The sequence below is a fragment of the Enterobacter sp. 725m/11 genome (assembly GCF_011683705.1).
GTDB lineage: Bacteria > Pseudomonadota > Gammaproteobacteria > Enterobacterales > Enterobacteriaceae > Enterobacter > Enterobacter bugandensis.
Genome location: NZ_JAAQOK010000016.1, coordinates 18,075 through 40,165, shown reverse-complemented (window position 1 = coordinate 40,165; position 22,091 = coordinate 18,075). Strand labels below are relative to the sequence as shown.

Annotated in this window: 20 protein-coding genes and 1 pseudogene; 9 read left to right on the top strand and 12 right to left on the bottom strand. The window is 53.2% G+C overall.

Going from position 1 to position 22,091, the window contains the following annotated elements; all coding sequences use genetic code 11:
* Window positions 1–44: 44 nt before the first annotated feature.
* From ftsI to mgrB, 6 genes and pseudogenes are all read right to left on the bottom strand, one after another.
* Complete coding sequence (gene ftsI, locus HBA26_RS09130; protein WP_028013537.1) at window positions 45–1,763, bottom strand: peptidoglycan glycosyltransferase FtsI; 1,719 nt, start codon at window positions 1,761–1,763, stop codon at window positions 45–47.
* Between the two features lie 217 nt (window positions 1,764–1,980).
* Window positions 1,981–2,190: a transcription antiterminator/RNA stability regulator CspE gene (gene cspE, locus HBA26_RS09125; RefSeq protein ID WP_001062678.1), complete on the bottom strand. Its 210-nt coding sequence runs from the start codon at window positions 2,188–2,190 to the stop codon at window positions 1,981–1,983.
* Window positions 2,191–2,203: 13 nt separating this feature from the next.
* Window positions 2,204–2,348, bottom strand: a pseudogene (locus HBA26_RS09120) (DUF2627 domain-containing protein).
* Between the two features lie 524 nt (window positions 2,349–2,872).
* Window positions 2,873–3,862 carry an MBL fold metallo-hydrolase gene (locus tag HBA26_RS09115; protein WP_126345750.1) on the bottom strand — a complete coding sequence of 330 codons (990 nt, stop codon included), beginning with the start codon at window positions 3,860–3,862 and terminating at the stop codon, window positions 2,873–2,875.
* Between the two features lie 23 nt (window positions 3,863–3,885).
* On the bottom strand, window positions 3,886–4,176 hold the full coding sequence (locus HBA26_RS09110; protein WP_047364849.1) for a YebO family protein: 291 nt from the start codon (window positions 4,174–4,176) through the stop codon (window positions 3,886–3,888).
* Window positions 4,177–4,250: 74 nt separating this feature from the next.
* On the bottom strand, window positions 4,251–4,394 hold the full coding sequence (mgrB, locus tag HBA26_RS09105; protein ID WP_006175995.1) for a PhoP/PhoQ regulator MgrB: 144 nt from the start codon (window positions 4,392–4,394) through the stop codon (window positions 4,251–4,253).
* A 159-nt stretch (window positions 4,395–4,553) separates the two neighbouring features.
* Here mgrB and HBA26_RS09100 point away from each other — a divergent pair, with 159 nt between their 5' ends.
* Window positions 4,554–4,793 (top strand): YobH family protein, encoded by a 240-nt coding sequence (locus HBA26_RS09100; protein WP_041909477.1) that lies wholly within the window; start codon window positions 4,554–4,556, stop codon window positions 4,791–4,793.
* A 66-nt stretch (window positions 4,794–4,859) separates the two neighbouring features.
* On the opposite strand, the gene kdgR is transcribed toward HBA26_RS09100, so the two are convergent.
* Window positions 4,860–5,651 carry a DNA-binding transcriptional regulator KdgR gene (gene kdgR / locus HBA26_RS09095; RefSeq protein WP_014884288.1) on the bottom strand — a complete coding sequence of 264 codons (792 nt, stop codon included), beginning with the start codon at window positions 5,649–5,651 and terminating at the stop codon, window positions 4,860–4,862.
* 178 nt (window positions 5,652–5,829) lie between these two features.
* Here kdgR and HBA26_RS09090 point away from each other — a divergent pair, with 178 nt between their 5' ends.
* A complete protein-coding gene (locus HBA26_RS09090) occupies window positions 5,830–7,203 on the top strand; it encodes an MFS transporter (protein ID WP_126345751.1) in 1,374 nt (457 codons plus the stop codon).
* A gap of 50 nt (window positions 7,204–7,253) precedes the next feature.
* On the opposite strand, the gene htpX is transcribed toward HBA26_RS09090, so the two are convergent.
* The 4 genes from htpX to HBA26_RS09070 form a co-directional block, all read right to left on the bottom strand.
* Window positions 7,254–8,135: a protease HtpX gene (gene htpX, locus HBA26_RS09085; RefSeq protein WP_010432647.1), complete on the bottom strand. Its 882-nt coding sequence runs from the start codon at window positions 8,133–8,135 to the stop codon at window positions 7,254–7,256.
* Between the two features lie 193 nt (window positions 8,136–8,328).
* A complete protein-coding gene (prc, locus tag HBA26_RS09080; RefSeq protein WP_028013542.1) occupies window positions 8,329–10,377 on the bottom strand; it encodes a carboxy terminal-processing peptidase in 2,049 nt (682 codons plus the stop codon).
* Window positions 10,378–10,396: 19 nt separating this feature from the next.
* Window positions 10,397–11,083, bottom strand: a complete 687-nt coding sequence (gene proQ / locus HBA26_RS09075; protein WP_028013543.1) for an RNA chaperone ProQ — start codon at window positions 11,081–11,083, stop codon at window positions 10,397–10,399.
* Between the two features lie 96 nt (window positions 11,084–11,179).
* A complete protein-coding gene (locus HBA26_RS09070) occupies window positions 11,180–11,677 on the bottom strand; it encodes a GAF domain-containing protein (RefSeq protein ID WP_008500476.1) in 498 nt (165 codons plus the stop codon).
* Window positions 11,678–11,809: 132 nt separating this feature from the next.
* Here HBA26_RS09070 and yebS point away from each other — a divergent pair, with 132 nt between their 5' ends.
* The 4 genes from yebS to HBA26_RS09050 all read left to right on the top strand — a co-directional run bounded on the left by yebS (window position 11,810) and on the right by HBA26_RS09050 (window position 17,560).
* Window positions 11,810–13,093: a membrane integrity lipid transport subunit YebS gene (yebS, locus tag HBA26_RS09065; RefSeq protein WP_041909475.1), complete on the top strand. Its 1,284-nt coding sequence runs from the start codon at window positions 11,810–11,812 to the stop codon at window positions 13,091–13,093.
* Window positions 13,062–15,695, top strand: a complete 2,634-nt coding sequence (locus HBA26_RS09060; RefSeq protein ID WP_045260305.1) for a PqiB family protein — start codon at window positions 13,062–13,064, stop codon at window positions 15,693–15,695. Before yebS ends, HBA26_RS09060 begins: the two co-directional genes overlap by 32 nt.
* Window positions 15,696–15,766: 71 nt before the next feature.
* A complete protein-coding gene (rsmF, locus tag HBA26_RS09055; RefSeq protein WP_206512923.1) occupies window positions 15,767–17,215 on the top strand; it encodes a 16S rRNA (cytosine(1407)-C(5))-methyltransferase RsmF in 1,449 nt (482 codons plus the stop codon).
* A gap of 105 nt (window positions 17,216–17,320) precedes the next feature.
* A complete protein-coding gene (locus HBA26_RS09050) occupies window positions 17,321–17,560 on the top strand; it encodes a YebV family protein (protein WP_008500472.1) in 240 nt (79 codons plus the stop codon).
* A 34-nt stretch (window positions 17,561–17,594) separates the two neighbouring features.
* Here HBA26_RS09050 and pphA read toward each other — a convergent pair whose 3' ends face one another.
* Complete coding sequence (gene pphA / locus HBA26_RS09045; RefSeq protein ID WP_041909471.1) at window positions 17,595–18,239, bottom strand: protein-serine/threonine phosphatase; 645 nt, start codon at window positions 18,237–18,239, stop codon at window positions 17,595–17,597.
* A 168-nt stretch (window positions 18,240–18,407) separates the two neighbouring features.
* Here pphA and HBA26_RS09040 point away from each other — a divergent pair, with 168 nt between their 5' ends.
* From HBA26_RS09040 to HBA26_RS09030, 3 genes are all read left to right on the top strand, one after another.
* The gene (locus tag HBA26_RS09040; protein ID WP_028013548.1) at window positions 18,408–19,349 is read left to right on the top strand and encodes a VirK/YbjX family protein; all 942 of its coding nucleotides are present in this window, start codon (window positions 18,408–18,410) and stop codon (window positions 19,347–19,349) included.
* A 172-nt stretch (window positions 19,350–19,521) separates the two neighbouring features.
* Entirely contained in the window at window positions 19,522–20,397 is an 876-nt protein-coding gene (locus tag HBA26_RS09035) for a benzoate transporter (RefSeq protein WP_028013549.1), read from the top strand.
* A gap of 547 nt (window positions 20,398–20,944) precedes the next feature.
* Window positions 20,945–21,616 carry an SOS response-associated peptidase gene (locus HBA26_RS09030; protein ID WP_166720890.1) on the top strand — a complete coding sequence of 224 codons (672 nt, stop codon included), beginning with the start codon at window positions 20,945–20,947 and terminating at the stop codon, window positions 21,614–21,616.
* Window positions 21,617–22,091 lie beyond the last annotated feature (475 nt).

Sequence of the window (22,091 nt, the reverse complement as noted above, 5' to 3'; positions counted from 1 at the left end):
AGGGCGAAGTGTACCGCTATTCGCCCTGCTATAAAATGGCTGGATTACCGCATGACGATAAGGTGGTCTGAACCGGCCGGCAGGCCATCGGGTTTGATATTCTCCAGGCGCAGCACGTTGCCCATGATTTCGCTGAAGACCGGCGCGGAAACCGCCCCGCCATAGTAGGCCCCGTTTTGTGGATCGTTAATCACCACCACCAGGGCGAAACGCGGGTCGCTGGCAGGCGCAACGCCTGCGGTATAGGCGACGTATTTATCGACATATTTGCCGCTATCATCAATTTTCTTCGCCGTCCCGGTCTTAACCGCCACGCGATAATCGCGAACGGCGGCCTTAACGCCCCCGCCGCCGGGCAGCGCGACGCTTTCCATCATGTGCTCCACTTCATGCGCGATCTCCTCCGGCATGACGCGGTGGCCGATAACCGGGGGATCGATGCGGGTTATGGAGAGTGGACGCTCAAGCCCGAAGCCGCCAATCGTCGCGTAGACGTGGGCAAGCTGGAGCGGTGTGACCATCAGGCCGTAGCCAAAGGCAAAAGTCGCGCGGTCTAGCTGACTCCAGTATTTACGCTGTGGCAACAGCCCGGCGCTTTCGCCCGTTAAGCCCAGCCCCGTGTTGGTGCCAAACCCAAAGTTTCGATAGGTATCAATAAGATGCTGGACAGGCATCGCCAGCGAGAGCCGGGATACGCCGGTGTCGCTCGATTTTTGCAGGATCCCGGTCATGGTCAGCTCAGGATAATAACCCACGTCGCGGATACGATGCCCGTCAAGGGTATACGGGTGGGTATCAATGACGCTGTCCGGCTGGACCAGCCCCTGCTGCAGAGCCGTCATCAACACCAGCGGCTTGACGGTCGAACCGGGCTCGAACGTATCGCTGATTGCCCGGTTGCGAAAATCGTTTATCGTCGCGCCTTCCCGGTTATTGGGATTGAAATCCGGATAGCTCGCCATGGCGAGTATTTCCCCGGTGGGGATATTAATGAGCACCGATGCCCCTGACTCGGCCTTATTCCAGGCGACGGCATTGTCCAGCGCGTCTTCGGTAATGGTTTGCAGCCGCTCGTCAATACTCAACTGGATGTTATGTGCCGGCGTGGGCGCCACTTCCGTCAGGTTTTCAACCACGCGCCCGTAGCGATCCTCCCGGACCTGTCGGACACCCGCTTTACCGGTCAGCTGAGTATTGAAGCTTTTCTCCACCCCTTCAATGCCCTGCCCGTCAATATTGGTGAAGCCAATCAGGTTCGCCGCCACGTGGCCTGCCGGGTAAAAGCGGCGGGATTCATCGCGCAAATTAATGCCGGGTAAATTGAGCTTATCAATCCACTTCGCCTGAGCAGGGTCGACCTGACGCGCCAGGTAGATGAAGCGGCCCTGGGGGTTGGCGTTAATTCGTGATGAAAGGGTGCTCAACGAGAGGTGCAGCGCGCTCGCCAGCGCCTGCCAGCGTTCATCAAACCCAACGCCACCTTTTGCCAGCACCGTTTTAGGATCGGCCCATACGGCCCGGACGGGTACGCTGACCGCCAGCGGTCGCCCTTCACGATCCATAATCATCCCACGCGGCGCATCAATCGCCAGCTGACGGAGGGATCGCATATCTTCCTGCTTCACCAGATTGTCAGGTTTGATGATTTGTAGCCAGGCAACGCGGCCAAGTAAAAAGGCCAGACTGCAGAAAATAGCGAAACAGAGCAGCGCAAAACGCGCCGGCGTGAAATTGCCAGCGGTTAATATCAATTTTTTCTTCACCTGAACCCCAGAGCTGTTAAACAACGCTCTGATTTAACGAGAAAAGATGCGCTTAGGGAGGCGAAACTGTGATACTAACCTCGCAGCTTTGCAACAAGTTGCTAACAAGACCGTAGATAGTAATATTTTGAAAGATAGGGAATAAAAAAGCCCCGCATGATGCGAGGCTTTATGTCTGAGAGTGAAGCGCTATGCGCCCCAGTCAGCAGCGGTTCGATCAGATAGCAGTTACGTTAACTGCAGCTGGGCCTTTCTGGCCGTCCTGAATTTCGAACTCAACGTTCTGGCCTTCGGCCAGAGTTTTGAAGCCGTTACCCTGGATTGCAGAGAAGTGTACGAACACGTCTTTGCTGCCATCAGCAGGCGTAATGAAACCAAAACCTTTAGACTCGTTGAACCACTTAACTTGACCTTTAATCTTTGCCATTTTGCAAAATTCCTTAGAGTGTTTTCTTAGCCCGCAGGCATTAACTGAGATAAAACTGAGACATTACTGCATGAGGCACTAATATAAGGTTCGGCAGAGAAGCGGTATTCAACGACAACGTTTTTACTCAGGACTTCTTTACTGAAAATGCCACACATAAACAGAACTGTACCTCGTTTGACCCAAAACGTGTTATCACACACTATGTTTAATATGGCAAGCCATTTTTAAACATGTCTCGATCCGCCGCACAAATTCGAACACTGTCTGTAAGGAATTGCACAATTATGCGCTTCTCAAACAGACGGCTATACTCCCTTACACAGACTCAACGCTGCTTGCACAACCGCTGTAATCTAAGACTTTTTTAACATAGCTCAATCATTACATTGCGTCCAGCAGTCGGGAAAAGAAATCTTTGGCGTTGATTGAGTTAGAACAAATTGTGAAAACTTATGCTTAAATCATTGTAACGTGACCGTATTGTTTCAGCCAAAAACGATGTTAATAATCCGCACACTTCTGTATTAAAATCCATCAGGTAATTAGCAGTGTTATGCACCAAAATAATGAAATTTTTATGACTCTGCATCAAAACAAGGCAAGCAAAACGTTTCGATAAAATTAAAATTTTCCTGACGACGAATACATACACAATATACGCAACAATTCATCGCTTCGTTTATAAGGGTAAATACTCGCCAACTTTCAGTATCCTGAAAGTATTATTAACTGGTGCTACATTATCCAGCGCATCAGTTAATTCTTTTATGGGGTCATCCAGCGCTTCATCCGCCAGCTCAAACACGCCCCAGTGAACAGGGAACGCCAGCGGGCAACCTAACTGTTGCCACAGCGCAACGGCAGACTGGGGATCCATATGGTGTACGGCCATAAACCATCGTGGAGCATAGGCGCCAACGGGCAATGCTGCAGCATCAATTTTCCCCAAACGTTCCGGTATCAACAGCAGCTCAGGCGAATAGCCGGTATCACCACTAAACCAGAACCGGTGATGCCGCCCTTCAAAGACCCAGCCGCACCACAATGAGCGATTGCGGTTCCAGAGCGTGCGCATACTCCAGTGCTGCGCCGGTACGGCGGATAATGTTATCCCCTGCCAGGTAAAACTCTGCCACCAGTCGAGCTCAACCACCTGTTTTGCGCCCCGGCGGCGAAACCAGCCGCCCAGGCCTAAAGGAACAAACACGCTAACGTCCGGAAAGCGTTTGAGAATGTGGCGAACAGTGAGTTCATCAAGATGATCGTAATGGTTATGCGAGATAACGACCGCGTCAAGCTGGTGCAGCTGATCGACAGAGAGTGCCGGAGGCGTTCTACGCTGCGGCCCTAAGAAAGAAAGTGGAGAAGCGCGCCTTGAAAAAACGGGATCGGTAAGAAGGATATTGCCGTCCAGCTGCAGCAGTATGCTCGCATGTCCGAGCCACCACGCCCCATCCTGCTGCGGCTGCTGAAGATCGGCCGGTTGCCACCACCGCCGTATAAAGTCATCGTAGCCGAACGCGGGCGGCTTCGGTAAGCCAGCTGCTTTGCGTTCTTTGCGCCAGCGTTCAAGGTCGCCAGGCTGGTGTCCTGCAGAAGTGGTATTACGAAAACCGTTTGGGGTGTGATGTTTCAGGGAGGGGTCATACCAGGGATTTTTCCAGACCACTGCCACCTCCCGGAATAATACGATTAACGCTCAGCCACCAGGCGGATAAAATCGTCTTGATCGTTGTTCTCGTCAGCGACCGCTTCTTTTTGTGCTTCTTTTTCTTCCGGCTCGTTAGCCTCGCACAGACGACGCAACAGTGCATTCTGCCGTTTTTGCTGCTCAAGCAGCGCTTCCAGCAGTTCGATCTGCTCATTGGTACGTGAACTGGCACGGTTTACGAAAAACCAAATGACCAGCCCCACCAGCAGAACAACCAAAGAGATCGTCAGGGATGCCATATTTAGCAGCCCTGAATTCAGTAACTCACCCATTTCACCACCTCAATAAAAACGTCTATTTTACCACTGGCGCGAAGGAAGGAAATCACCTGAAGAAAAAATGCGTGCTACCACGGAATAAACTTATTGATTGCGCAAACGCCGCTAAAAAACTGTACATCCTGATCGCACATCACGTTGATAGTCTGCGTCCACAATACCACGCACGCTATCAGCACGATAATCAGAATCACCCAGCGTATTTTTTTCACTCCACACTCCGTTTACAGACCTGATATGACCAGGTTATCACGGTTATCTTAAACAAGGACTAACTGTAGCGCCATCAGGCTCTTTTCAGAATCCTGCACTTGTTTCATTACGTAAACCGGTTAGGCTAGCATCATGATAACAATGATAAAGAGGTAATAATGCGCTTAATTATTCGTACAATTGTTGCACTGGCGATACTCTGGATTGGCCTTCTTTTAACGGGTTATGGCGTGCTGGTGGGAAGCACCGAAAACGCCGCAGGGTTAGGCATTCAATGTAAGTATTTAACAGCACAGGGAGTCAGCACGGCGCAGTATCTCCATTCGGATAGCGGGATCATTGGGTTAACCAACTGCCCGGTACTGCGTAAGACCTCCGTCGTGATTGATAATGGCTGAGCCACAGCGTTAACGACGAATAAAAAACGCCGCAAAGATGCGGCGTTTTTTTTATGCTAACCGGGGTTAGAACGGATAGTCGTGGTAACCCATCTGTTCAGAAATCTTACGCGCGGCGGTATGCAGAATAGCCACGTACTCGTGCAGGCGCTCTTCCGAGAAGCGAAGCGTTGGGAAAGAGATGCTCAACCCTGCGATCACGACGCCAAAACGGTCAAACACCGGAACACCAATACAGCGCAGTCCTTCTTCCTGCTCTTCGTTATCTTCGCCGTACCCTTGCTCACGCACCTTGTCGAGCACCGTTAATAACTCATCGGTGTTAGTAATGGTGCGTTCAGTGCTGCGTTTGTACTCCACGCCATCGAGGATCTGTTTAACTTCTTCACGATCGCGCCACGCCAGCAGAACCTTACCGATTGCCGTGCTGTAAAGCGGGTTGCGACGACCAATGCGCGAATACATACGCAGGTTATACATGGAGTCAATTTTATGGATGTAAACAATACTGTCTTCATCCAGCGCGCCCAGGTGGATAGTCTCTTTGGTCAGGCGGGAGATCTCGCGCATCTGAATATCCGCGCTGCGGATCAGATCCACGTTTTGCAATGCCCGGGCACCCAGTTCAAACAGTTTCAGCGTCAGAGAATATTTTTCAGATTCGCCTTCCTGTGCAACGTAACCCAGTGATTTCATGGTTTGCAAAAAGCGGTAAACGGTGCTTTTCGACATCATCACGCGCTGTGACAACTCTGTGATACCAATTTCACGCTCTTCCCCGAGCGCCTGTAAGATGCCAAACACTTTCAGCACGGAAGAAACTGAATCTGGCTGTTTATCCAAATCCGCAATTGCCATTTACCACCTCATAGAGAGTGTTTTATAAAAATCAGAACCGGTTTTTATTATAAATTCCCGTCATGTTACCTGCAATCAATCCGCGTTTACTTCGTTACAAATCTGCGACATAAAACGGTGTTAACGATGTTAAAATAGTTACCCTGAGAATAATTTCACTCTGAGCTATTTATCCCCGATGGAAAAGAACCTTTCCGATGGCCTGCCTTTGCCCCAGCGGTATGGCGCTATCGCTACGATTATTATTGGTATCTCAATGGCCGTTCTTGACGGCGCGATTGCGAACGTTGCCCTTCCCACCATTGCCACCGATCTGCATGCTTCCCCGGCCAGTTCGATATGGATTGTTAACGCCTATCAGATTGCGATTGTGGTTTCCCTGCTCTCCTTCTCTTTTCTGGGCGATATGTTCGGCTACCGTCGGGTATATCAGTGCGGGCTGGTGGTATTTACCTTTACATCACTGCTGTGCGCCCTTTCGGACTCTCTGCATACGCTGACGCTGGCGCGCATCGCGCAAGGTTTTGGCGGCGCGGCGCTGATGAGCGTCAATACGGCGCTAATCCGCTTAATCTATCCGCACCGCCATCTGGGCCGCGGCATGGGGATAAATTCGTTTATTGTCGCGGTCTCTTCTGCCGCCGGGCCAACGATTGCAGCGGCCATTCTTTCTGTCGCCTCGTGGCAGTGGCTGTTCGCCATAAACGTGCCGCTGGGTATCGTGGCCATCTTCTTTGCCCTGCGATTTCTCCCCGCTAACGGCCCGAAAAGCACCATGCCGCGCTTTGACGTAGCAAGCGCGGTGATGAATGCGCTCACCTTTGGTCTGCTGATTACCGCCCTGAGCGGTTTTGCGCAGGGCCAATCCCTGATGCTAACCGCCGTGGAGCTTGCTGCCCTGCTGGTGACGGGCTTCTTCTTTGTTCGCCGCCAGCTTTCCCTGCCGGTGCCCTTACTGCCGGTCGATCTGCTGCGTATTCCCCTCTTTTCGCTTTCCATCTGCACCTCCGTCTGCTCATTCTGCGCCCAGATGCTGGCTCTGGTTTCTCTGCCCTTCTTCCTGCAAAGCGTGATAGGACGTTCCGAAGTGGAGACCGGGCTGCTGTTAACCCCCTGGCCGCTGGCGACGATGGTGATGGCACCCCTGGCAGGTTATTTAATAGAACGTGTACATGCCGGTTTGTTGGGCGCGGTGGGGCTGGCCGTGATGGCAACAGGTCTTTTCGCGCTGGCGCTGCTTCCATCATCGCCAGGGGATCTGGACATCATCTGGCGCATGATTCTGTGCGGAGCCGGGTTTGGCCTGTTTCAGTCCCCCAACAACCACACCATTATTACCTCTGCGCCGCGCCACCGCAGCGGAGGGGCCAGCGGCATGTTGGGGACCGCGCGTCTGCTGGGGCAAAGCACCGGTGCGGCGCTGGTTGCCCTGATGTTTAACCTTGCCGGGCAAAACGGCAACCACGTTGCGCTTCTCACCGCAGGTGCGCTTGCCACCCTTGCAGCCATCGTCAGCGGGTTGCGCGTGACCCAACCCGGCGTTCAGGCATAAAAAAAGCCGGGCGGAGTCTTCTCCTGCCCGGCTTATTTAAGCACTTAGCGTTACTTCAGGTATTCCCCACTGCGCAGCGCTTCAATACGTTTATCCAGCGGCGGGTGAGACATAAACAGCTCGCTCAGCGACTTTGATTTGCCGTTGATGCAGAATGCCATCATGCTGTTCGCTTCTTGCGGCTCGTAGCTGGTTTTCAGACGCTGCAGAGCAGCTATCATCTTTTCACGCCCTACCAGCTTCGCTGAACCAGCATCCGCATGGAACTCACGGTGACGGGAGAACCACATGGTGATAATGCTGGCCAGAATACCGAACACCAGTTCCAGCACCATCGATACGGCGAAGTAGATCAGCGGATTACCGTTGCTCTCTTCACCTTCATCACGGTTGCCACCCATGAAGCCAGCCGCAATCTGCGCCAGGATACGGGAGATGAAGATAACGAAGGTGTTCACCACACCCTGAATCAGGGTCATGGTCACCATGTCACCGTTGGCGATATGGCTGATTTCGTGCGCGATAACCGCTTCGGCTTCGTCACGGCTCATGTTCTGCAACAACCCGGTGCTCACGGCAACCAGCGACGCATCACGACGGGCACCCGTAGCAAACGCGTTAATATCCGGGGCATGGTAAATAGCAACCTGCGGCATCGCAATGCCTGCCTGCTTAGACTGCTGTGCCACCGTATTCATCAGCCACTGTTCCATGTCGTTACGCGGCTGTTCAATCACCTCACCGCCTACGGATTTCAGCGCCATCCACTTTGACATCAGCAGGGAAATGAAAGAGCCACCAAAACCAAACAGCAGTGCCATAATCAACAGACCCTGAACGCTGCTCGACTGAATTCCCGTCAGGCTTAGCACTAGCCCGAAAACCACCATCACCGCCAGGTTGGTGAGCAGGAAGAGCGCGATTCGCATCATAATTTTCTTTTAACCTCAGTTTAACAAAACGCACTATGCGATTACCCACATCGTATGGGTATTACGGCTATTTTCAAGCATCCGGTGGGCGTAAGTCACCAGAAAGACACAACTTTACACAATTGGAAATCAGCCTGACGGAAGGATGCAGAACAAAAAGAAACAGGCACAATTTCTTGTGCCTGTTGGGAGATTATTTTGCCGGAGCGGGCTGTACGGCAGGCTTCTCTTTTTCCAGATTCGCCAGGTCGAGCGCGATATGCACCGTCTCGTCCAGGTACGGATCCGGCTCCTGGTAATCTTTTGGCAGATCGTCCAGTTTCTTGAGCAGAGGCTTACCTTCTCGCTTGAAGCGATCGTTGATACGCGCCAGACGCGTTGCGTCGTCCTCGTTGTTCTCTTTTTCACGCTGAGCGTAGTTCAGAGAAACAATATTCCGCTTATCTTTCAGGGCATTGAAACGCGCAATGTCCTTCATGATGTACTGGAATTCCGGATCTTTCGCGATGCGTTCATTATGCGCTTTCAGCAGTTCAGGGCCAAACTGCGTCATATCACCCGCCTTCACGAATGTCGCAGCATTGATGCTGTCCCACGGCAACGCGTTATCTTCAAACTTCTCGCCGGTTTCGGTCTCTTCCGTGCCGGTCGGCATCATGATATCCGGCGTTACGCCTTTACGCTGCGTACTGCCGCCGTTAACGCGGTAGAACTTCTGAATGGTGTACTGAACGGAGCCCAGCGCAGGCCATTCCGGACGCAGCATCTGATCGTAAATACGGTTCAGCGAGCGATACTGCTGAACAGTACCTTTGCCGAAGGTGGGCTCACCCACGATTAGCGCGCGGCCATAGTCCTGCATTGCAGCGGCAAAGATTTCAGATGCGGACGCGCTGAAGCGGTCAACCAGGACCACCAGCGGGCCTTTGTAATAGACCACACCGTCGTTATCAGCATCTTCACGAACTTTACCGTTGTTATCGCGCACCTGTACAACCGGGCCAGACGGGATAAACAGGCCTGAGAGCGACACCGCTTCGGTCAGCGCACCGCCACCGTTCGTGCGCAGGTCGATGATGACACTGCTCACGTTCTGCTTCTCAAGTTTCTGCAGCTGAACTTTTACATCGTCGGTCAGCCCCACGTAGAAGCCAGGGATATCCAGGACACCCACCTTCTCTTTACCCACGGTTTTCACCGACATTTTCACCGCGCGGTCTTCCAGACGGATACGCTCGCGGGTCAGGGTCACGATACGGGTTTTGGTGCCTTTACCGGCAGGCAGAATTTCCAGACGAACTTTGCTGCCTTTCGGACCTTTGATCAGCGCAACCACATCGTCCAGACGCCAGCCAATGACATCAACCATGCTCTGACCGGTTTGTCCTACCCCCACAATGCGATCGCCTACGCTTATCGCTTTGCTTTTGGATGCCGGGCCGCCCGCGACCATGGAGTTGATCACCGTGTAGTCATCATCCATTTGCAGTACCGCGCCAATACCTTCCAGAGACAGGCTCATCTCAGTATTGAACTGTTCGGTATTACGTGGAGAGAGATAGTTGGTGTGCGGATCGATTTCGTGCGCAAAGGCGGTCATCGCCAGTGAGAAAACATCCTCACTGTTGGTCTGCGCCAGACGGCGAATGGCAAATTTGTAACGACGCGTCAGCGTGTCGCGGATCTCTTTTTCATCTTTGCCGGTCAGCTTGAGGCTTAGCTCGTCGTATTTGACCTTTCCATCCCACAGCGCGTTCAGCTCGGCTTCGTCTTTCGGCCAGGGCGCTTTGCTGCGATCGAGATTAAAGGTGTCGTTGCCGGTGAAGTCCATTGGACGTTCCAGCACTTTGAGCGCGTACTGATAGCGTTCAAAGCGGCGCTTCTGCGACAGGTTGTAGAGATCGTAGAACAGATCCAGCTTGCCTGACCGCAGCTCATCACCCACCTCGGATTTGCGCTTAGCGAACTGCTCGACATCGCTGGCGAGCAAAACGTTATGGCTGTAATCCAGCAAGTTCAGATAGCGGTCAAAGATTTTGGCCGAAAAGGCCTGATCGAGATCGAACTGACGATAGTGCGAGCGGGTAAAGCGAGAGGTTACACGCTCGCTTACCGTCGCGTGCTGCGTCTCTTCCTTGAGTACCGGAATTTGATCAACACGCGTGATATCGTCCACTGCGAAAGCGTGACCTGTTATGGCAAACAGGCCCGCCAGCGCGGTGAGCTTAAAAAAAGTGTTCATGCCAGGCTTGGCCTCCGTTTCAGAACAACAAGTGTTCTGCGCGTACAATCATTGACATACCAGAAGTCAGCTGTACACGAACGCCATCTTTGGTGATTTCCAGTACGGTGGCGTCCATTGCGTTGTTGCCCGCTTTTACTTTCAGAGCCTGACCCACGCTCAGGGCGTTAATGTCAGAAACCGGAGTATGGCGCTGCTCTTCACGAGGCGCACGAGGGGCTTTCGCTGCTGGTTTGTCTGCACGCGGTTTGCGATCGTTATTGTCGTGACGACGCGGCGCAGGACGTGGTTTACGCTCACGACGAGGCGCTTCTTCCTGGCCGTTTGCCGCTGCGGCTTCGCGTTTTTTCGCCTGCTGTTCTGCACGTTGTGCCTGAACGCGTGCTTTGGCTTCTTCCAGCTGCTTGCGCGCGTGTTCTACGTGCTGCTCGTCCAGCTCGCCACAAGGGTTGCCGTCGAGATCCACGCGGGTCGCGCCCGGTTTGATACCGTACAGGTAACGCCAGCTCGAAGTATAAAGACGTAAGGCAGAACGCAGCTGAGTTTTGCTAAGGTTCATTTCCCCTTCAACACGCGCTACCAGATCCTGAAAAATACCGACTTTCAGGGGACGTGCTTCACCTTCCGCGCTGAAGCACTGCGGGAAACGCTCGGCCAGAAATGCGATAACTTCTTTACTGCTATTCAACTTAGGTTGATTTTCCATGAAATTTCCTGATTACAACGGACGTTGCCAACAAGCGCAGGCATGAACAGGCGTCATTATAATGACGCTATCAGTAAATGCTACGTTATCCGTTGATTATCCTGCGACGCTCGCAAAGAATTTTTGATAATCGGTTGCAGCGAGGACGTTTTCCAGATTCGCCACCAGCTCGCGCAGCCCCTGTTCATCCTCGGTTGTAAAGCGACTGAAGACCGTACTGTCGATATCCAGAACGCCAATAATCTGATTTTTTACCACCAGCGGCAGAACGATCTCTGAATTGCTGGCAGCATCACAGGCGATATGCCCGTCAAACGCATGAACATCTTCCACGCGCTGAACCTGATTCTCGGCCACCGCGGTACCGCATACGCCGCGCCCTACCGGAATACGCACGCAGGCCAGTTTGCCCTGAAACGGACCCAGCACCAGCGTTTCACCTTCCAGGAGATAAAAGCCAGCCCAGTTCACATCGGATAGCCGTTCGAACAGCAATGCGCTAGTATTTGCCAGAGTGGCTAAGAAGCTGGTTTCACCTGCCATCAATGCCTTAAAATCGCGGTTCAGATCCGCGTAGAATTCTGTTTTGTTCATTATTCAATCACTTAGTTGTCTTACAAAATTACCGCATAGCCTATTAAAATAAGCAATAAATGCGCTCATGCTCAAGATGAATCCGTTCATGAGTTAATATAACGTTCAACAATACTTATTTGCGCGCAGCTGATGGCCTTAAAAACAACCAAAATTACGCCGACAAAAAAGATAACTGTCCATACGGTAAGCGACGCTTTGCCTCGTGCACATTATCAGCGTTGCCCCCAGTGCGATACGCTTTTTATGTTGCCGAAGATGAAATCGCACCAAAGCGCCTTTTGTCCCCGCTGCGACGCTAAAATTCGTGACGGCCGCGACTGGTCGTTAACCCGCCTTGCCGCTATGGCCGTTACCATGCTGCTGCTGATGCCTTTCGCCTGGACCGAACCGCTTCTGAAGCTTTACCTGCTTGGTGTGCGCATTGACGCCAACGTGCTGCAGGGTATCTGGCAGATGACGAGCCAGGGCGATCCTCTCACCGCCGCCATGGTACTGTTCTGCGTTGTCGGCGCGCCGCTGGTGCTGGTTGCAGCCATTGCCTACCTGTGGTTTGGTAACATCCTGGGAATGAACCTGCGTCCGGTATTGCTGATGCTGGAAAAGCTTAAAGAGTGGGTCATGCTGGATATCTATCTGGTGGGCGTGGGCGTGGCATCAATCAAGGTGCAGGACTATGCCTTTCTGCAGCCGGGCGTCGGGCTTTTTGCCTTTATCTGCCTGGTATTGCTCAGCATCCTGACACTGATCCACCTGAACGTTGAGCAGCTTTGGGAGCGTTTTTACCCGCAGCGCCCTGCCACCCGCCCGGATGAAAACCTCCGCGTCTGTCTGGGATGCCATTACACCGGGTTGCCCGACAAGCGTGGACGCTGCCCGCGCTGCCACATACCGTTGAGGTTACGACGCAACAACAGCCTGCAAAAATGCTGGGCGGCGCTGATTGCCTCCCTGGTGTTTCTGTTCCCGGCCAATATGCTGCCGATATCCATTATTTACGTGAACGGTGGCCGTCAGGAGGATACTATCCTCTCCGGTATTATCTCCCTTGCGCACAGTAACGTTGGGGTGGCGGCCATCGTCTTTATTGCCAGTATCCTGGTTCCCTTTACCAAAGTGGTGGTGATGTTTACCCTGCTCGTCAGCATTCACTTTAAGTGTGAACAAGGTTTACGTACCCGTATTCTGCTTCTGCGATTCGTCACCTGGATTGGCCGCTGGTCAATGCTGGATCTGTTTGTGATTTCGCTGATGATGTCGCTGATCAATCGCGACCAGCTTCTTGCTTTTACTATGGGACCCGCGGCTTTTTATTTCGGCTCTGCGGTGATATTGACTATTCTTGCTGTGGAATGGCTGGATAGCCGCTTACTTTGGGATGCACATGAGTCAGGAAACCCCCGCTTCGCCGACTGAAGCGAGAATTAAAACTAAACGCCGCATTTCGCCATTCTGGTTGCTGCCTGTCATCGCCCTGATGATTGCAGGCTGGCTTATCTGGACGAGCTATGAAGATCGCGGCAGTACCGTCACCATTGATTTTCAGACCGCCGACGGCATCGTCGCCGGACGAACCCCCGTTCGTTTTCAGGGGGTCGAAGTCGGTACGGTTCAGGACATCTCCCTTGGAAAAGGGCTTAACAAGATTCAGGTGCGGGTCAGTATTAAATCTGACATGCAGGATGCTCTTCGCAGCGAAACGCAGTTCTGGCTGGTGACGCCGAAAGCCTCCCTGGCCGGCGTGTCCGGGCTGGATGCGCTGGTTGGCGGCAACTACATCGGCATGATGCCGGGCAAGGGTGAACCGCAGGATCACTTTGTCGCGCTGGATACGCAGCCGAAATACCGCCTCAATAACGGCGATCTGATGATCCATCTTCAGGCACCGGATTTGGGCTCGCTGAACAGCGGCTCGCTGGTCTACTTCCGCAAGATTCCGGTTGGCCGCGTGTACGATTACAGCATCAACCCGAATAAACAGGGCGTCACCATTGATGTGCTGATCGAGCGTCGCTTCACCAATCTGGTGAAAAAAGGCAGCCGCTTCTGGAACGTGTCCGGCGTGGATGCCGACCTCAGTCTGAGCGGTGCAAAAGTGAAGCTTGAGAGTCTGGCCGCCCTGGTTAACGGTGCCATTGCCTTTGACTCCCCGGAAAACTCAAGCCCTGCCACGGCCGATGACACGTTCGGTTTATACCCGGATCTGGCGCACAGCCAGCGTGGCGTGATCGTTAAGCTCGTTCTGCCTGATGCCAAAGGGCTGAAAGCGGGGTCAACGCCGCTGATGTACCAGGGGCTGCAGGTCGGCCAGCTCACCAAAATGACGCTCAACCCTGGCGGCTCGGTCACGGGCGAAATGACGGTCGATCCGAGCGTGGTCGATCTCCTGCGCGAGAAAACGCGCATCGAGATGCGCAGCCCTAAACTCTCTCTGAACGATGCCAGTCTCAGCACGCTGCTGACCGGAAATACCTTTGAACTGATCCCCGGTGAAGGTCAGCCCAGCAATAGCTTCGTCATTGCCCCGGCGGATAAAGCGCTGCTACAAAAACCGGGCGTCGTGACGGTTACGCTCAATGCGCCTGAAAGTTACGGTATTGAGGCCGGTCAGCCGCTGATTCTGCACGGCGTACAGGTGGGTCAGGTGCTGGAGCGAACGCTCTCCGAAAATGGCGTGAGCTTCTCGGTAGCTATCGATCCGCAATACAGCAACCTCGTCCATGGCGACAGTAAGTTCGTGGTGAACAGCCGCGTCGACGTGAAGGTGGGTCTGGACGGCGTGGAGTTCCTCGGCGCCAGCGCCAGCGAATGGGTTAACGGCGGTATTCGCATTTTGCCGGGCAATAAAGGCGCCGTTCGAGACAGCTACCCGCTGTACGCCAACCTGGACAAAGCGATTGAAAACAGCCTGAGCGATATGCCAACCACGACCCTGACCTTAAGCGCCGAGACGCTGCCTGACGTTCAGGCGGGCTCCGTGGTGCTCTACCGCAAATTTGAGGTTGGGGAGGTGATCGCCGTTCGCCCGCGTGCGGACGCGTTTGATATCGAACTGCATATCAAGCCCGAGTACCGCAAGCTGCTGACCCCAAACAGCGTCTTCTGGGCCGAGGGCGGCGCGAAGGTGCAGCTTAACGGCAACGGCCTGACCGTGCAGGCCTCCCCGCTCTCACGCGCGCTGCGCGGGGCGATCAGCTTCGATAACCTCAGCGGCGCGGGCGCGAACCTGCGTAAAGGCGATAAGCGCATTCTCTTCCCATCCGAAACCGCCGCGCGTGCCGTGGGTGGGCAGATTACCCTGCATGCGTTCGATGCCGGCAAGCTGGCGGAAGGCATGCCAATTCGCTACCTGGGCATTGATATCGGGCAGATCCAGAAGCTGACGCTCATCACCTCGCGCAACGAGGTGCAGGCCACCGCCGTGCTTTATCCGGAATATGTGCAGACCTTCGCCCGCTCGGGTTCCCGCTTCTCGGTGGTAACCCCGCAGATTTCGGCCGCGGGCGTTGAGCATCTCGACACCATTCTGCAGCCTTACATCAACGTCGAGCCCGGTCAGGGCAAAGCCCGTCGTGATTTCGAGCTGCAGGAAGCTACCATTACCGACTCGCGCTACCTTGGCGGCCTGAGCATTGTAGTGGAAGTGCCGGAAGCGGGCTCGCTTGGCATCGGTACGCCGGTGTTGTTCCGCGGCATTGAGGTGGGTACGGTAACGGGCCTCACGCTCGGCACACTCTCCGACCGCGTGATGGTGGCGCTACGCATCAGCGAGCGTTACCAGCATCTGGTGCGTAATAACTCGGTGTTCTGGCTGGCATCCGGCTATTCGCTGGACTTCGGCCTGACGGGTGGCGTGGTGAAAACTGGTACCTTCAACCAGTTCATCCGCGGCGGTATTGCGTTTGCCACCCCGCCGGGAACGCCGCTGGCGCCGAAAGCGCAGCCGGGTAAACACTTCCTGCTGCTGGAAAGCGAACCGAAAGAGTGGCGCGAATGGGGAACGGCCCTGCCGCGTTAATCTGACAGGCTCCGGTGTCAACGCACCGGAGCCTTTATGTTACACTGCGCACCTGAACTTTTCCCTGTGGTGTGCTCGTGGCTCAAAACTCCGTATTTCTTCCCGATCAATTCCTGGCGCAGATGCGCGAGGCGCTTCCCTCTCATCTGTCGCTGGACGATTTTATCGCCGCCTGTCAGCGTCCGTTACGCCGCAGCATTCGCGTCAACACCCTGAAAATCAGCGTCGAGGATTTTCTGACGCTGGTTTCTCCGTACGGCTGGCAGCTTACGCCGGTTCCGTGGTGTGAAGAGGGATTCTGGATCGACCGCGATGACGAAGACGCGGTGCCGCTGGGAAGTACCGCAGAACATCTGAGCGGTCTGTTTTATATTCAGGAAGCGAGCTCGATGCTACCGGTTGCCGCCCTGTTCGCCGACGGCAACGCGCCTGAACGCGTGATGGATGTCGCCGCCGCGCCCGGTTCGAAAACCACGCAGATTGCCGCGCGCATGGGCAATCGCGGAGCAATCCTCGCCAACGAATTTTCCGCCAGCCGCGTGAAGGTGTTGCATGCCAATATCAGCCGCTGCGGTATTCATAATGTCGCTCTTACGCACTTCGACGGTCGCGTCTTTGGCGCCGCCCTGCCGGAAATGTTTGATGCCATCCTGCTGGATGCCCCCTGCTCCGGTGAAGGGGTAGTGCGTAAAGATCCCGATGCGTTAAAGAACTGGTCCGTGGAGAGCAATCTTGAGATCGCCGCCACGCAGCGCGAGCTGATCGACAGCGCGTTCCACGCCCTGCGCCCCGGCGGCACGCTGGTCTATTCAACATGCACCTTAAACCGCGATGAAAACGAAGACGTCTGTCTGTGGCTGAAAGCGCAATACCCTGATGCGGTCGAGTTCCTGCCGCTTAACGATCTGTTTTCCTCGGCACAGGAGGCGGTCACGCCGGAAGGTTTCCTCCACGTGTTCCCGCAGATTTACGACTGCGAAGGGTTCTTTGTGGCGCGCCTGCGTAAAACGCAGGCGGTTGCTCCCCTGCCCGCCCCCAAATTTAAGGTCGGCAATTTCCCGTTTGCGCCCCTCAAAGGGCGCGATGCAGCACAGCTTGTCGCCGCCGCCGAAAAGGTTGGCCTGGTCTGGGATGAGAGCCTGCGACTCTGGGTGCGTGATAAAGAGGTATGGTTGTTCCCGGCAGAGATCGCACCGCTCATCGGAAAGGTCCGTTTTTCCCGAATCGGGATCCGCCTGGCGGAAGTGCATAATAAAGGCTATCGCTGGCAGCATGAGGCCGTCATCGCGCTTGCCGGACACGAGAATACCTTTGCCCTGACGCATCAGGAAGCCGAAGAGTGGTACCGTGGCCGCGATGTTTATCCTGACAGCTCGCCTTCCGCAGATGAAGTGGTGGTGACCTATCAGGGATTCCCGCTGGGGCTGGCCAAAAAGGTCGGTTCAAGGCTTAAAAACAGCTATCCACGCGAACTGGTCCGGGATGGCCGACTGTTTACCGGTAACGATCGCACCGCCTGAAAAAATCGCATTTTTTTACTGGCGATTTTGCTCTCCTTGTCTACGATCAAAAATGGATGCCCATACTGGTCATACCAGATTTTGACAACCGACCCGGAGAGCACTATGACGAAAACCAGCGTGCGTATTGGCGCTTTTGAGATCGACGACGCAGAACTGCGCGGCGAAGCACAAGGCGATCGAACGTTAAGTATTCCCTGCAAATCCGACCCGGATTTGTGCATGCAGCTCGATGCATGGGATGCAGACACCAGCGTCCCGGCAATACTTGATGGCGAACACTCTGTCCTTTACCGTGAGCATTACGATAGTAAAACCGATGCCTGGGTCATGCGTCTTGCCTGACCTAAAGAGAACCCGCCCGAAGGCGGGTTATTTATTACTGCAGTTGAGCCAGCGTAAAGTAACCGTCAAATACGGCCCCCGTATCAATGTAGTGCAGATTGTCAAAATCATACCTTCTGTCGACGGGCGTATGTCCGAACCAGAAGTGATCCGCCCCGCTAATTCCCTGCCCTTTGCCCACCATAAACCCCATCAGGCGGTCGCGATCCCATAACACGCGCTGGGCGCTTACCGGTTTTTCCCAGCGGTATTCCTCCGCCGGGTAATCAGCATGAGCAATAACGTTCAACCCGTTCGCGCAGGTAATTTCGATAATATGCGGTAACGCACGACATGCGTTAAGTAACGAGCGCGCCCGCTGCTGCTCTTCATGCTCAAGCCGCGAAAACCACATTCCGCCATTCATTGTCCAGAGCGCAAAATCATTATTATCCAGGCTATCTATTGCCATTTGCTCATGATTGCCCCGCACTGCTCGAAACCATTTCTCATTGATGAGCTGCAATGATTTCACGCTGTCCGGACCACGATCGATCAGATCGCCAACGGAAATAAGTAAATCCTCATAAGGATTGAAATGACGGCGTTTCAGTTCCTCCATGAGCCTCTGGTAACAGCCGTGTATGTCGCTGACAACCCATACGTGACGCCACTCTCCACCTTCTATTCGCTGATACATAAGGCCTCCCTTTAACAGTATAGCCGCCGTCAAAAGCGCAAGAAGATCAGCGCAGCCCTTACAAAGTAAAACAAACGGTAAACCAAAGAGAAATAAAGATCCGCGCGCTCTTAATCCCTTTTTACTGGCTCCTTAGAATAAGGGGAGATAAAAACGAGAGGTCTTCACGTGTCTAATACACAGCTACATAACGATGTTTTCTATCCGCATCGCACGAATATTATTTCCGAGCTGGTGAACGGCAAACGCGTCCCGGGGCCAATCTGGCGGAAACGCGACTACCGACTGAAGTTCCTTTTACGTTCCCTGCTCTTTTGGTCTTCCACCCACCGTATGCTGGAAGCCCTCTCTGGCCGTGACGATTTCGACAAACTGCTGACATCGCAAATTACGTTGCCCAGCAAGACCCATCGGCAGTACCTGATGCGCGGCTTAACGGCTAACGATCGCGCCGACGCTATCGTTAACCATTACTACTGGATCGATCGCCTGAAGGAGAGCCGTCTTGCCCAGGCTATGACCGGCGCGCAGGAACAACCTATTGCGGAGTTCCACGTCAAAGACGGCGTGACCTACACGGTTAATGCGTCCTCAGCTGGCAAAGCCGAGCGTGAAGGTGAGAGTACGCTCTGGCTGCGCGACAACGAGGATACGCTTCTTGCCAGCCTGACCTTTAGCGTCGCCCGCAGCAATGGCCAGCCCGTTGTGGTCATTGGCGGACTTCAGGGCCCCCGTCGCTGCGTGTCACGAGATGCCATTAAACTGGCAACTCGCGCCTGCCATGGCCTGTTTCCCAAGCGCGTGCTGATGGAGGTACTTTTCCAGCTGGCAGCGCAGTCATCTGTTCGGGCCATTTTTGCCGTCAGCGATGAGGGACACGTTTTCCGCGCGCTGCGCTATCGCCTCAGCAAAGGCCGTCATTTCCACGCCAGCTATGACGAATTCTGGGATTCTTTGGGTGGAAAAAAACTTTCCGCCTTCTGCTGGCAGCTGCCGCTGCAGATGGAGCGCAAATCCCTCGACGAGATAGCCAGTAAAAAACGCGCTGAATACCGTCGTCGCTTTGAACTGCTTGATGAAATTGAGGCGTCCGTTAAGTCCCATTTCTAATCGCGACAAGCGTTTTCGCTCTCAGCACAGAGAATGCACTCGGTTTGAGAAAGGAATGATAAAGCAGAGCACTCTTGCATATGCCAGGGGTGCTCAGTTAGCATTGCGCGAAATGAAAATAGCGAATGCGTTGGAAAAGCGCAGTGTAGACGCAAATTTAAGGACTTTAATGATGATTTACGACTGCTTCTTGTATTACGATGAAGATATGCTTCTTGATATCAGGCTGAATACGCTAGCAGGCGTTGTTGATCGCTTCGTTATTGTTGAGTCAACGCATACCTTTACCGGCAAAAAGCGACAGCTTCACTTTGACATAAATAAATACGGTCCTTTTAAAGATAAAATTATTTATGTTGTGCATGATGAAACACCTCTCATGAAAGCCTCTGACGGCGGCGATCAGCATCAGGACGGTCTGGTGGTGGATGCATGGGCGAATGAAGCCGCGCAGAGAAATGCCATCATGCAGGGCCTCAAAAGTGCTAAAGATGATGATTTGATTTTAATTTCCGATGTGGACGAGATTTTTTCACCACAGGTTATCGGCTCTATCAACGCGAATAAACTCTGCACAACGCTTTATCAAAACTTTTATAATTATCAGTTTAATCTGCAGGTTTTTAATACAGATAACACCCCAAGAAAATGTAAACTGCCGAGAGCCACAAAATATAAAAACCTCGTTCATTTTTTTGGCGGCGAGCCTGAGTCGTTCAGAAATCTTAAACGCACCAGAAGCGTCAAAAACTGGTCCTGGCTTAAATGGAACTGGTTCAAACTTAACAATCGCATCATTGAAAATAGTGGCTGGCATTTCTCATGGGTTATGACCCCTGAACGCATATCAGAAAAAATGTCCACCATCTCCCACACGGAATACGATCTGCCTGAGTTCAATAACCCGGAACATATCATGAAGGTGATAAAAAACGCCGAAGATATCTGGGGACGAGACAGGAAGTTAATCAGGCAAGAGCTGTCGGCAGACAGTTTCCCCGAGTATATCGTTAACAACAAAGATAAATTCAGGGAATTCATTATTTAACTATCAGGCCGGGCCTTTACTTCACCGACGAAGATTCCACAGCGATCGCCAGGACACAATTTTTTAACAAAGATGCCAAAAAACCCTGGACGTACGCGGTCCTGAGTATGTTATGGTTTAGTAAGGATAGGGAACTGTCCAGCCATTCTCGGGGTTTTCGGTCCATAACCAAAAAACCTTTTGAGAAACATAGAGATAAAAAGAGACCGAATACGATTCCTGTTTCCGCTGCAACTAGCCCTTTTTGAAATAATTCATACAGTTACATGTCAGAAACCCGGTAAATACGGGTTTCAATGCTTACCAATACATCCATTCAAGATCAAACCTTTGCCATCTTTTTCGAGTGAGCGACGAGTGAACTTCGGGATCTTTCAGATCCGAAATTTTCCCTCTTTTGCGTATCTCCTTCCAGTTTCGCAACGCCCCGCTTTACCGCCTCGCTGACTTTCATCATCATGCCCCTGTTTCAAAATCATAACGTTTAGGTGCGCACCTGTTTTTTCTCCCTGCCCTATACTTTCAGTCTGACTGACTGGAGGTTTCTATGTGTGGACGTTTTGCACAAGCACAAACCCGTGAAGAATATCTTGCTTACCTGGCCGATGAAGCCGATCGCGACATCGCATATGACCCTGAGCCAATTGGACGCTACAACGTTGCGCCCGGCACAAAAGTCCTGCTGCTGAGCGAACGCGACGAGCAGCTGCACCTCGATCCTGTCCTGTGGTCATACGCACCCGGGTGGTGGGATAAAGCACCTCTTATAAACGCGCGCGTCGAGACTGCGGCTACCAGCAGAATGTTTAAACCGTTGTGGCAGCATGGCCGGGCGATATGCTTCGCCGATGGATGGTTCGAATGGAAAAAAGAAGGCGGCAAGAAACAGCCCTACTTCATCCACCGTGCCGACGGCCAGCCGATATTTATGGCGGCGATCGGCAGCACGCCGTTCGAACGCGGCGATGAAGCAGAAGGATTTCTCATCGTGACGTCTTCAGCTGATAAGGGCCTGGTCGACATTCACGATCGCCGTCCACTGGTTCTGTCTCCAGAAGCGGCCCGGGAATGGATGCGGCAGGATATAGGCGGGAAAGAAGCTGAGGAGATAGTCGCCGACGGCGTAGTGCCAGCCGACAAGTTTATCTGGCATGCCGTTACGCGCGCCGTGGGTAATGTAAAAAACCAGGGTCCGGAGCTAATCCAGGCATCAAAATAGTAAGGTCAAAAGAAATCTGTCATGTTCGAAATGAGCGATGAGCGGACGTTGAGGCACCTGATACATCGTCTCAATTTTCAACTTTTCTGGCCCGTAATGTCCGGAGGAGCAAATCGTACAAACTACCCACTGCAGGAGAACCCTGAGAAGCACGGCTTCTGAACAATGAGCTTCCATCGGTTCAAGGTGACTTGTCCCCAGGGTTAGATACAACCGTCAGTTAGTAATGTCGTTTTCTTTACCTTCACATTTTCCATTTGCCACCGTGCTGCAAACTCCGATTATCTTACGCTGATCGTGCCGAGTAGTGGGAGTCAATGCGGCATTTACTGTGTTAGGCTCTATGAATGGTTCTCGTTCCTCTTTACTGCTTACAATTGACTGTGAGGTAGTCCCGCACGATGTTCATCTCTGGAGCCTACGGGCCACTAAAGAGTAGGGACACAACTGAGAAGAGAACTGTTATCTGATATAG

What these genes read in the sequence shown, in the direction of transcription:
- prc (WP_028013542.1), bottom strand. Translation starts at nt 10,377, where the DNA reads ATGAACACTTTTTTTAAGCTCACCGCGCTGGCGGGCCTGTTTGCCATA.
- HBA26_RS09035 (WP_028013549.1), top strand. Translation starts at nt 19,522, where the DNA reads ATGATTTACGACTGCTTCTTGTATTACGATGAAGATATGCTTCTTGAT.
- HBA26_RS09030 (WP_166720890.1), top strand. Translation starts at nt 20,945, where the DNA reads ATGTGTGGACGTTTTGCACAAGCACAAACCCGTGAAGAATATCTTGCT.
- HBA26_RS09110 (WP_047364849.1), bottom strand. Translation starts at nt 4,176, where the DNA reads ATGGGTGAGTTACTGAATTCAGGGCTGCTAAATATGGCATCCCTGACG.
- proQ (WP_028013543.1), bottom strand. Translation starts at nt 11,083, where the DNA reads ATGGAAAATCAACCTAAGTTGAATAGCAGTAAAGAAGTTATCGCATTT.
- htpX (WP_010432647.1), bottom strand. Translation starts at nt 8,135, where the DNA reads ATGATGCGAATCGCGCTCTTCCTGCTCACCAACCTGGCGGTGATGGTG.
- HBA26_RS09070 (WP_008500476.1), bottom strand. Translation starts at nt 11,677, where the DNA reads ATGAACAAAACAGAATTCTACGCGGATCTGAACCGCGATTTTAAGGCA.
- HBA26_RS09060 (WP_045260305.1), top strand. Translation starts at nt 13,062, where the DNA reads ATGAGTCAGGAAACCCCCGCTTCGCCGACTGAAGCGAGAATTAAAACT.
- HBA26_RS09090 (WP_126345751.1), top strand. Translation starts at nt 5,830, where the DNA reads ATGGAAAAGAACCTTTCCGATGGCCTGCCTTTGCCCCAGCGGTATGGC.
- kdgR (WP_014884288.1), bottom strand. Translation starts at nt 5,651, where the DNA reads ATGGCAATTGCGGATTTGGATAAACAGCCAGATTCAGTTTCTTCCGTG.
- cspE (WP_001062678.1), bottom strand. Translation starts at nt 2,190, where the DNA reads ATGGCAAAGATTAAAGGTCAAGTTAAGTGGTTCAACGAGTCTAAAGGT.
- HBA26_RS09100 (WP_041909477.1), top strand. Translation starts at nt 4,554, where the DNA reads ATGCGCTTAATTATTCGTACAATTGTTGCACTGGCGATACTCTGGATT.
- yebS (WP_041909475.1), top strand. Translation starts at nt 11,810, where the DNA reads ATGGCCTTAAAAACAACCAAAATTACGCCGACAAAAAAGATAACTGTC.
- pphA (WP_041909471.1), bottom strand. Translation starts at nt 18,239, where the DNA reads ATGTATCAGCGAATAGAAGGTGGAGAGTGGCGTCACGTATGGGTTGTC.
- HBA26_RS09050 (WP_008500472.1), top strand. Translation starts at nt 17,321, where the DNA reads ATGACGAAAACCAGCGTGCGTATTGGCGCTTTTGAGATCGACGACGCA.